This window comes from Comamonas sp. B-9 (assembly GCF_000410635.1).
Lineage (GTDB): Bacteria > Pseudomonadota > Gammaproteobacteria > Burkholderiales > Burkholderiaceae_C > Comamonas.
On sequence record NZ_APCR01000490.1, the window covers coordinates 1 to 7,074 of the forward strand.

7 protein-coding genes, 4 tRNA genes and 1 pseudogene are annotated in these 7,074 nt (G+C 63.1%); 10 read left to right on the top strand and 2 right to left on the bottom strand.

Annotated features, from left to right (window positions below):
* The 7 genes and pseudogenes from H928_RS26130 to alkB form a co-directional block, all read left to right on the top strand.
* Nucleotides 1-321: pseudogene (locus tag H928_RS26130) on the top strand (peptidase M61); the annotation flags it as partial.
* 148 nt (nucleotides 322-469) lie between these two features.
* Nucleotides 470-1,249 (top strand): enoyl-CoA hydratase, encoded by a 780-nt coding sequence (locus H928_RS0104585; RefSeq protein WP_021025456.1) that lies wholly within the window; start codon nucleotides 470-472, stop codon nucleotides 1,247-1,249.
* 169 nt (nucleotides 1,250-1,418) lie between these two features.
* Nucleotides 1,419-1,495 (top strand) — tRNA-Met (locus H928_RS0104590).
* A gap of 138 nt (nucleotides 1,496-1,633) precedes the next feature.
* Nucleotides 1,634-1,710, top strand: a tRNA-Met gene (locus H928_RS0104595).
* Between the two features lie 138 nt (nucleotides 1,711-1,848).
* Nucleotides 1,849-1,925, top strand: a tRNA-Met gene (locus H928_RS0104600).
* 138 nt (nucleotides 1,926-2,063) lie between these two features.
* Nucleotides 2,064-2,140 (top strand) — tRNA-Met (locus H928_RS0104605).
* Nucleotides 2,141-2,206: 66 nt separating this feature from the next.
* The gene (alkB, locus tag H928_RS0104610; protein ID WP_021025457.1) at nucleotides 2,207-2,872 is read left to right on the top strand and encodes a DNA oxidative demethylase AlkB; all 666 of its coding nucleotides are present in this window, start codon (nucleotides 2,207-2,209) and stop codon (nucleotides 2,870-2,872) included.
* A gap of 22 nt (nucleotides 2,873-2,894) precedes the next feature.
* Here alkB and H928_RS30605 read toward each other — a convergent pair whose 3' ends face one another.
* A complete protein-coding gene (locus H928_RS30605; RefSeq protein ID WP_084635690.1) occupies nucleotides 2,895-3,653 on the bottom strand; it encodes an NYN domain-containing protein in 759 nt (252 codons plus the stop codon).
* Nucleotides 3,654-3,744: 91 nt separating this feature from the next.
* Nucleotides 3,745-4,626 (bottom strand): LysR family transcriptional regulator, encoded by an 882-nt coding sequence (locus H928_RS0104615; RefSeq protein WP_021025458.1) that lies wholly within the window; start codon nucleotides 4,624-4,626, stop codon nucleotides 3,745-3,747.
* Between the two features lie 88 nt (nucleotides 4,627-4,714).
* On the opposite strand from H928_RS0104615, the gene H928_RS0104620 reads away from it, so the two are divergent.
* The 3 genes from H928_RS0104620 to H928_RS0104630 form a co-directional block, all read left to right on the top strand.
* Nucleotides 4,715-5,566 carry a class III extradiol ring-cleavage dioxygenase gene (locus tag H928_RS0104620; RefSeq protein ID WP_021025459.1) on the top strand — a complete coding sequence of 284 codons (852 nt, stop codon included), beginning with the start codon at nucleotides 4,715-4,717 and terminating at the stop codon, nucleotides 5,564-5,566.
* Nucleotides 5,567-5,661: 95 nt separating this feature from the next.
* Entirely contained in the window at nucleotides 5,662-6,645 is a 984-nt protein-coding gene (locus H928_RS0104625; protein ID WP_021025460.1) for a helix-turn-helix domain-containing GNAT family N-acetyltransferase, read from the top strand.
* Nucleotides 6,646-6,652: 7 nt separating this feature from the next.
* Nucleotides 6,653-7,074, top strand: a 422-nt coding sequence (locus H928_RS0104630) for a DMT family transporter (protein ID WP_021025461.1), incomplete at its 3' end; no start/stop codon positions are given.

The following is a 7,074-nucleotide window of genomic DNA, read 5'->3' on the forward strand; positions in this document are numbered from 1 at the left end:
GAGGCCGCGGGCATGATGGCGGGCGACGAATGGCTGGGCATCGAACCGCTGCAGGCCAGCGCCCAGAGCGGTGGCTGGCGCCTGCACAAGCTCGACGACCTGCCGCTGTACGCCGGGGATGCCCAGCAGGTGCTGGCCCTGGTGGCCCTGGTGGCCCGCGACAAACGCCTGCTGCGCCTGCCGCTGGCCTTGCCCGAGCGCGCCGCCAGCGCCGCAGCCAAAGGCCGCAAGAAGCCTCCAAAAACTGCCAGCCAGAGTGATACGGTCACCTTGGCTGTCACCGATGTGAATCTGGTCAATCTCTGGCTGGATGGGCGCTGATCGCCGATAGCGGCGCGCCCACCTGCACCCAAAAAGCGCCATCTTGCGCAGGCTGCTGCGCCGCAACAGCCCGCTTGGTGTAGGATGCCTGTCGACCATGCGGGCGCCAGCAGGCCGCTGCTGCCCCACAAACCCAAGGAGATAGACCGTGGCCTATGAAATGATCGAAGTGCGCGTCGAAGCCGAAAAGGTGGGCATCATCACGCTCAACCGCCCCAAGGCGCTGAACGCGCTGAACGACCAGCTGATGAATGAGCTGGGGGAGGCGCTCAAGGCCTTTGACGCCGACAAGAACATTGGCTGCATGATCATCACCGGCAGCGAAAAAGCCTTTGCCGCAGGTGCCGACATTGGCGCCATGGCCAAGTACAGCTTTGCCGATGCCTATGGCGGCGACTACATCACCCGCAACTGGGAAGCGATCCGCAGCATCCGCAAGCCCGTCATTGCCGCCGTCAGCGGCTACGCACTGGGTGGCGGCTGCGAGCTGGCCATGATGTGCGACTTCATCATCGCCGCCGACAACGCCCGCTTTGGCCAGCCCGAGATCAAGCTGGGCGTCATCCCCGGCGCCGGCGGCACGCAGCGCCTGCCCCGCGCCGTGGGCAAGGCCAAGGCCATGGACCTGGCCCTCACCGGCCGCATGATGAACGCCGACGAGGCCGAGCGTGCCAGCCTGGTCAGCCGCGTCGTGCCTGTGGACAAGCTGATGGAAGAGGCGCTGGGCGCGGCCATCATCATCAGCGGCTTCTCGCAGCTGGCCGTGATGGCCGCCAAGGAATCGGTGAACCGCGCGTTCGAGGGCAGCCTCAACGATGGCGTGATGTTCGAGCGCCGCCTGTTCCACGCGCTGTTCGCGACCAATGACCAGAAGGAAGGCATGGACGCGTTCGTCAACAAGCGCCCGGCCCAGTTCAGCAACAGCTGATCGGCGTAGCGGTGCCGTTGGCGCCAGGCCAATGGGTACAGGCACGGCCGGTACAGGCACGGCCAGTACAGGCACGGCCGGCGCCCGCCACGCCAAATGGCCCAATTTTGACAAAACCTGGCGACATTGATCGCCGGCCCAAATTTTCGGTATATAATTTCGTTCTGCCGGTCGTATAGCTCAGTTGGTTAGAGCGCAGCATTCATAATGCTGATGTCGTAGGTTCAAGTCCCACTACGACCACCAGGTTTCAAGCCGCAGTGATTGCACAATCACTGCGGCTTTTCTCTTTGGCGCATCCGTTTTGATGGCTGCAAGTCGTGCCGAAAAAGTCGCGGCCAGCAGCCGGTACGCCGCCCATCCGCCCCTACAATGGAGGCCGTCGGTCGTATAGCTCAGTTGGTTAGAGCGCAGCATTCATAATGCTGATGTCGTAGGTTCAAGTCCCACTACGACCACCAGGTTTCAAGCCGCAGTGATTGCACAATCACTGCGGCTTTTCTCTTTGGCGCATCCGTTTTGATGGCTGCAAGTCGTGCCGAAAAAGTCGCGGCCAGCAGCCGGTACGCCGCCCATCCGCCCCTACAATGGAGGCCGTCGGTCGTATAGCTCAGTTGGTTAGAGCGCAGCATTCATAATGCTGATGTCGTAGGTTCAAGTCCCACTACGACCACCAGGTTTCAAGCCGCAGTGATTGCACAATCACTGCGGCTTTTCTCTTTGGCGCATCCGTTTTGATGGCTGCAAGTCGTGCCGAAAAAGTCGCGGCCAGCAGCCGGTACGCCGCCCATCCGCCCCTACAATGGAGGCCGTCGGTCGTATAGCTCAGTTGGTTAGAGCGCAGCATTCATAATGCTGATGTCGTAGGTTCAAGTCCCACTACGACCACCACATCCCACCGCAGTGCCTGCCACAGGCCCTGCGGTTTTTTTATGCCCGCAGGGGCACAATAGCCCCATGCAAGACCTGTTCAGCCCCGCCGCCGATGACGGCAAGCCGCCTTGGGAGCGCATTGCCATTGGCCGCCAGGCCTGCGTGCTGCGCGGCTTTGCGCTGCGCTGGGAGGATGACTTGCTGCGCCAGGTGCAGGCCATCGTGCAGCAGGCGCCGTTTCGGCATTTGCGCACCCCGGGCGGGCGCCCTATGCAGGTGGCGATGAGCAACTGCGGCGCATTTGGCTGGTACAGCGACCCGCATGGCTACCGCTACAGCGCCAGCGACCCCTTGAGCGGCCAGCCCTGGCCCGCCATGCCACCCGCCTTCGCAGCGCTGGCCGCGCAGGCGGCAGAAGCCGCCGAGCTGCCACCCTTTGCGCCCAATGCCTGCCTGATCAACCGCTACAGCGTTGGCACCCGCCTGACCCTGCACCAGGACGAAGGCGATGCCCGCCACCCGATCGTGTCGGTATCACTGGGCCTGCCCGCCATTTTTCTGTGGGGCGGCGACCAGCGCGCCGATGCCACGCAAAAGCTGCCACTGCAGCATGGCGATGTGGTGGTCTGGGGTGGCGTGGACCGCATGCGCTACCACGGGGTGATGCCGGTGCGCGATGCTGTCAGTCCGGTGGCACATCCATTGGTTCAAAGTCAACGGATCAATTTGACATTCAGACGCACTGAATAATTCACCCTTAGGAACGGAAAACTCATTTACCCGATGCCTCAGAAAGGCTTACGAGCCATGATCCTTTGACAACCTGCTCTACGGTGAGACGATCATATGTATTTAGCATAGCCATCAACCCGGAATGTCCATAGATTTTGGGAGAAAAGGAGGGGTAAGTTCTTCTAAGATAGGTTCCTAGTGGCCCAAGCTGGACTTTACCCTCAACGGTTTCCGCCGCGAGCAATTTGACAGCTTCAACCACGAACAAAGGTCGGTGTTTAGCTACCGCTTTTGCGTCATCCTTTTTGGAACCCTCTGCCTTTTGAATCAATGCCGGAATCTGCTCTGATGTGGCTTTAACAGTTGGAGGAACCCATTCGAAAAACTGGTCACTGGCATTCCGCAGCGCATCGGGACTTTTAGCTTCTCCCACAATATGCACGGTGGCGCCTCGCTCTCGCAATTTGCGACATAGATAGGCAAAGTCAGAATCGCTGGTGACCAGACAAAAAGTGTCAGCCCTCTCGTCGAATAACGCTTCCATGGCATCGAGTGCCAGCGCAATATCTGAAGTGTTTTTTCCCGCAGCGTACTGGTATTGAAGACACGGGGTGAATGCCAATCTGACCAAGGCTTCCTGCCACCGGTTTGCCAAAGTAGTGTGGTTGCCATACCCACGCCTGAGAACCACACGGCCAAATTGAGGTACCACTCGCAAAGCGAACTCCAGAATCTCTGGAGTGGCATTGTCGCAATCGACCAGAACTGCCACCTTGGAATCCCCACCATTAGCACTCATACACTTTCTCCTTTTAGGGGATTATGCAAGCTAGACCAAGCCTCTCAGTGTTTTGCTCAAGTCCTATCAAAAATCTAGATCTTTACCTCAATCAGCCCAGCTCCTGCGACAGGCAATCGATAAAGCTGCGCACCTTGGGGGCCAGGTAGCGCCGGCTGGTGTAGATCGCATACAGGGTCACCGTCAGCGCATCCCACTGCGGCAGCACCCGCTGCAGCTGGCCGCTGCGCAGGTCGTCCTCGACCAGCCAGGATGGCAAAAAGCCCAGACCCATGCCGGCGCGCACCGCATGCAGGCTGAGGTTGGAATCATCGGACAGCAGGGCCGGCTGCAAGTGCAGCGGCGCGCTGCGGCCACCGGGCTGGCTCAGCTGCATGGGGCTGAGCGACACATAGCTGGGCAGCACGGCAGGGTGCTGGGCCAGGTCGGCAGGTTGCTGGGGCGGGCCGGCCTGCTCCAGGTAAGCGGGGCTGGCCACCAGGTAGAACGGCACCTGGCACAGCGGGCGGGCAATTAGATGCGGCGCGGGGTCGGACGAGGCGCGCAAAGCCATGTCATAGCCGGCGGTGGCCAGGTCGATCTTGTGGTTGTCCAGGTGGATGTCGACCAGCACCTGCGGGTAGCGGGCGCGGTAGCGCGCCAGGATGCGCGCCATCTGCGGCGTGGCGCACCAGACCGGCGCGCTGATCTTGAGCTGGCCACTGGGGGCCTGGTTATGCTGGCCGATCTCCTGGGCGGCAGCGTCCAGCATCTCCAGCGCCAGGCTGCTTTGCGCATACCAGCGCTGGCCCGCCTCGGTCAGACTGATATGGCGGCTGCTGCGGTTGAGCAGGCGCGCGCCCAGGCGCTGCTCCAGCTGGGCCACATGCTTGCTGACCATCGGCGCCGAGATGCCCAGGCGTTCAGCAGCCTGGGCAAAGCTGCCGTTGTCCACCACCGCCTGGAACACCTGCATGCTGGTGAGCTGGTCCATAGTTTCTTAATAAGAAATCAACCGCTGCATTCTAGCTACTTGGTTTCCTTTTAGGCAGCTACTACATTGGACGCAAGGAGTTTTCCATATGACCACGACGACGACCACCACGACCAACACCCCCGCCAGCACCAGCGGCAGCCGCCTGCCCGTCTACTTTATCTCGCATGGCGGCGGCCCCTGGCCCTGGATGCCCGAGATGCATGACTACTATGCGCAGCTGGCAGCCTCCTTGGCCGATATCCCGCGCCAGATCGGCCGCACACCGCGCGCGATCCTGATGGTGTCGGCCCACTGGGAGGCCGATACTTTTACCGTGCAGTCCACCTCCCAGCCCGGCATGATTTATGACTACGGCGGTTTTCCGGCCCATACCTACCAGGTCCACTACCGCTCGCCAGGTTCGCCTGAACTGGCCGGTCGTGTGGCGGGCCTGTTGGCCCAGGCCGGCATTGCCGTGCAGCAGGACGCCCAGCGCGGCTATGACCACGGCATGTTCTCGCCCATGGCCGCGATCTACCCCGAGGCCCATGTGCCGGTGGTGCAGCTGTCGCTGCGCCGGGGCCTGGACCCGGCAGAGCACCTGGCGCTAGGCCGCGCGCTGGCCGCCTTGCGCGATGAGAATGTGCTGATCATCGGCAGCGGCTTGTCGTACCACAACCTGCGTGCCTTTGGACCGCAGGCCCGTGTGCCCTCCAAAGCCTTTGACGACTGGCTGGCCGAGACCATGCTGCAGCTGGACAGCGCCAGCCGCAGCCAGCGCCTGCTGGACTGGGAAGACGCCCCCGCCGCACGCATCGCCCATCCGCGTGAAGAGCATCTGCTGCCGCTGATGGTGGCCGTCGGCGCCGCCGAAGGCGACCGCGCCGTGCGTGTGTACCATGAAGACAACTTCATGGGCGGGCTGGCCGTATCCAGCTACCGGCTGGATGCCGCCTAAGCGCTGCGGATGGGCGGGCAGCTGCCGGCCTCTCCAAAAAAGTTGCATCACACAACCAAAAAGTTGTATATTGCAACCAAACACTGGAGAGACGCATGGCAGCCGCTACCGACACCCCCCTGGTCAACCACATCCGCAGCGCCTCGCGCACCATGGTGCGGGAGCTGGGCTTTATGGCCAACACCTTGGCCGCGACGCCCTATTCGGCCTCAACTGTCCATGCGCTGCTGGAAATCGATGCGCATGGCCAGGTCACCGCCGCCCAGTTGGCAGAGTATCTGGGGCTGGACAAATCCAGCGTCAGCCGCATGCTGGCCAAGCTGATCGCCAATGGCGAGCTGCAAGAAGAGCCCTGCGCAGACGATGCCCGCGCCAAGCAGCTGCAGCTGTCAGCGCAAGGCCAACGCACGGTCGCAGGCATCCATGCCTATGGCCAGACCCAGGTGCGCAGTGCGCTGGCGCAACTCAACCCCTCGCTGCAGCAGTCCGTGGCGCAGGGGCTGACGGCCTATGCCCAGGCCTTGCAGGCGCACCGGCTGGGCAGCGCGCCGGGCCAGGGCAGCGCTGCCACCTCGGCCACGAGCAGTATCCAGATTCACAGCGGCTACCGGCCCGGCGTTATCGGCCGCGTGGCCGAGATGCATGCCGTGTTCTATGCCCGGCACTGGGGCTTTGGCGCTTTCTTTGAAAGCAAGGTGGCCTCGGGCCTTGCCGAATTCAGCGGCCGCCTGGGCGAGCCTTGCAACCAGATCTGGACGGCGGTGCACAACGAGCGCATCGTCGGCTCCGTCGCGATTGACGGACAGGACCTGGGCAACAACCAGGCGCATCTGCGCTGGTTCATTCTGGATGACGGCTGCCGCGGCGGCGGCATCGGCCGCCAGCTGCTGACGCAGGCCCTCGCCTTTTGCGACCAGCGCGGCTTTGCCAGCACCGAGCTCTGGACCTTCCAGGGACTGGATGCGGCACGCAAGCTCTACGAATCGCTGGGCTTTGCGCTGGTGCATGAAGAGGCCGGCCAGCAATGGGGCTCGACCGTGGTCGAGCAGCAGTTCAGCCGCCGCCGGCACAGCGCCTAGGTGGGCGATGCAGGCGCGCCAGCCAGCGCTGTGGGCAGCGGCCACCACCGGCATGCTGGTGGGCGCGGCCATGGTCTCCACCAGCGCGCTATCGCCTGCTGCCTCGCCAGCCAGTCTGGCATTTTTGCGCTATGCCATCGGGCTGGCGATCCTCGCCGGCCCTGCACTGCTTGCCACCTGGCCGCGCTACCGCGCCCGAGATGCGCTGGCCATTGCCCTGCTGGGCGTCGCGCAGTTTGCGCTGCTGGTCCTGCTGCTCAACCATGCACTGGCGCGCCTGCCCGCCTCCACCTGCGCGCTGGTGTTTGCCACCATGCCGCTCTTTACCTGGTGCCTGGCAGCTCTGTCGGGGCGCGAGCCTTTGAGCCGCCGCCGGCTGGCGGGCCTGGCACTGGCCGTCTGCGGCGTCGCCGTGCTGCTGCTCGGCAG

What these genes read in the sequence shown, in the direction of transcription:
- alkB (WP_021025457.1), top strand. Translation starts at nt 2,207, where the DNA reads ATGCAAGACCTGTTCAGCCCCGCCGCCGATGACGGCAAGCCGCCTTGG.
- H928_RS30605 (WP_084635690.1), bottom strand. Translation starts at nt 3,653, where the DNA reads ATGAGTGCTAATGGTGGGGATTCCAAGGTGGCAGTTCTGGTCGATTGC.
- H928_RS0104615 (WP_021025458.1), bottom strand. Translation starts at nt 4,626, where the DNA reads ATGGACCAGCTCACCAGCATGCAGGTGTTCCAGGCGGTGGTGGACAAC.
- H928_RS0104620 (WP_021025459.1), top strand. Translation starts at nt 4,715, where the DNA reads ATGACCACGACGACGACCACCACGACCAACACCCCCGCCAGCACCAGC.
- H928_RS0104625 (WP_021025460.1), top strand. Translation starts at nt 5,662, where the DNA reads ATGGCAGCCGCTACCGACACCCCCCTGGTCAACCACATCCGCAGCGCC.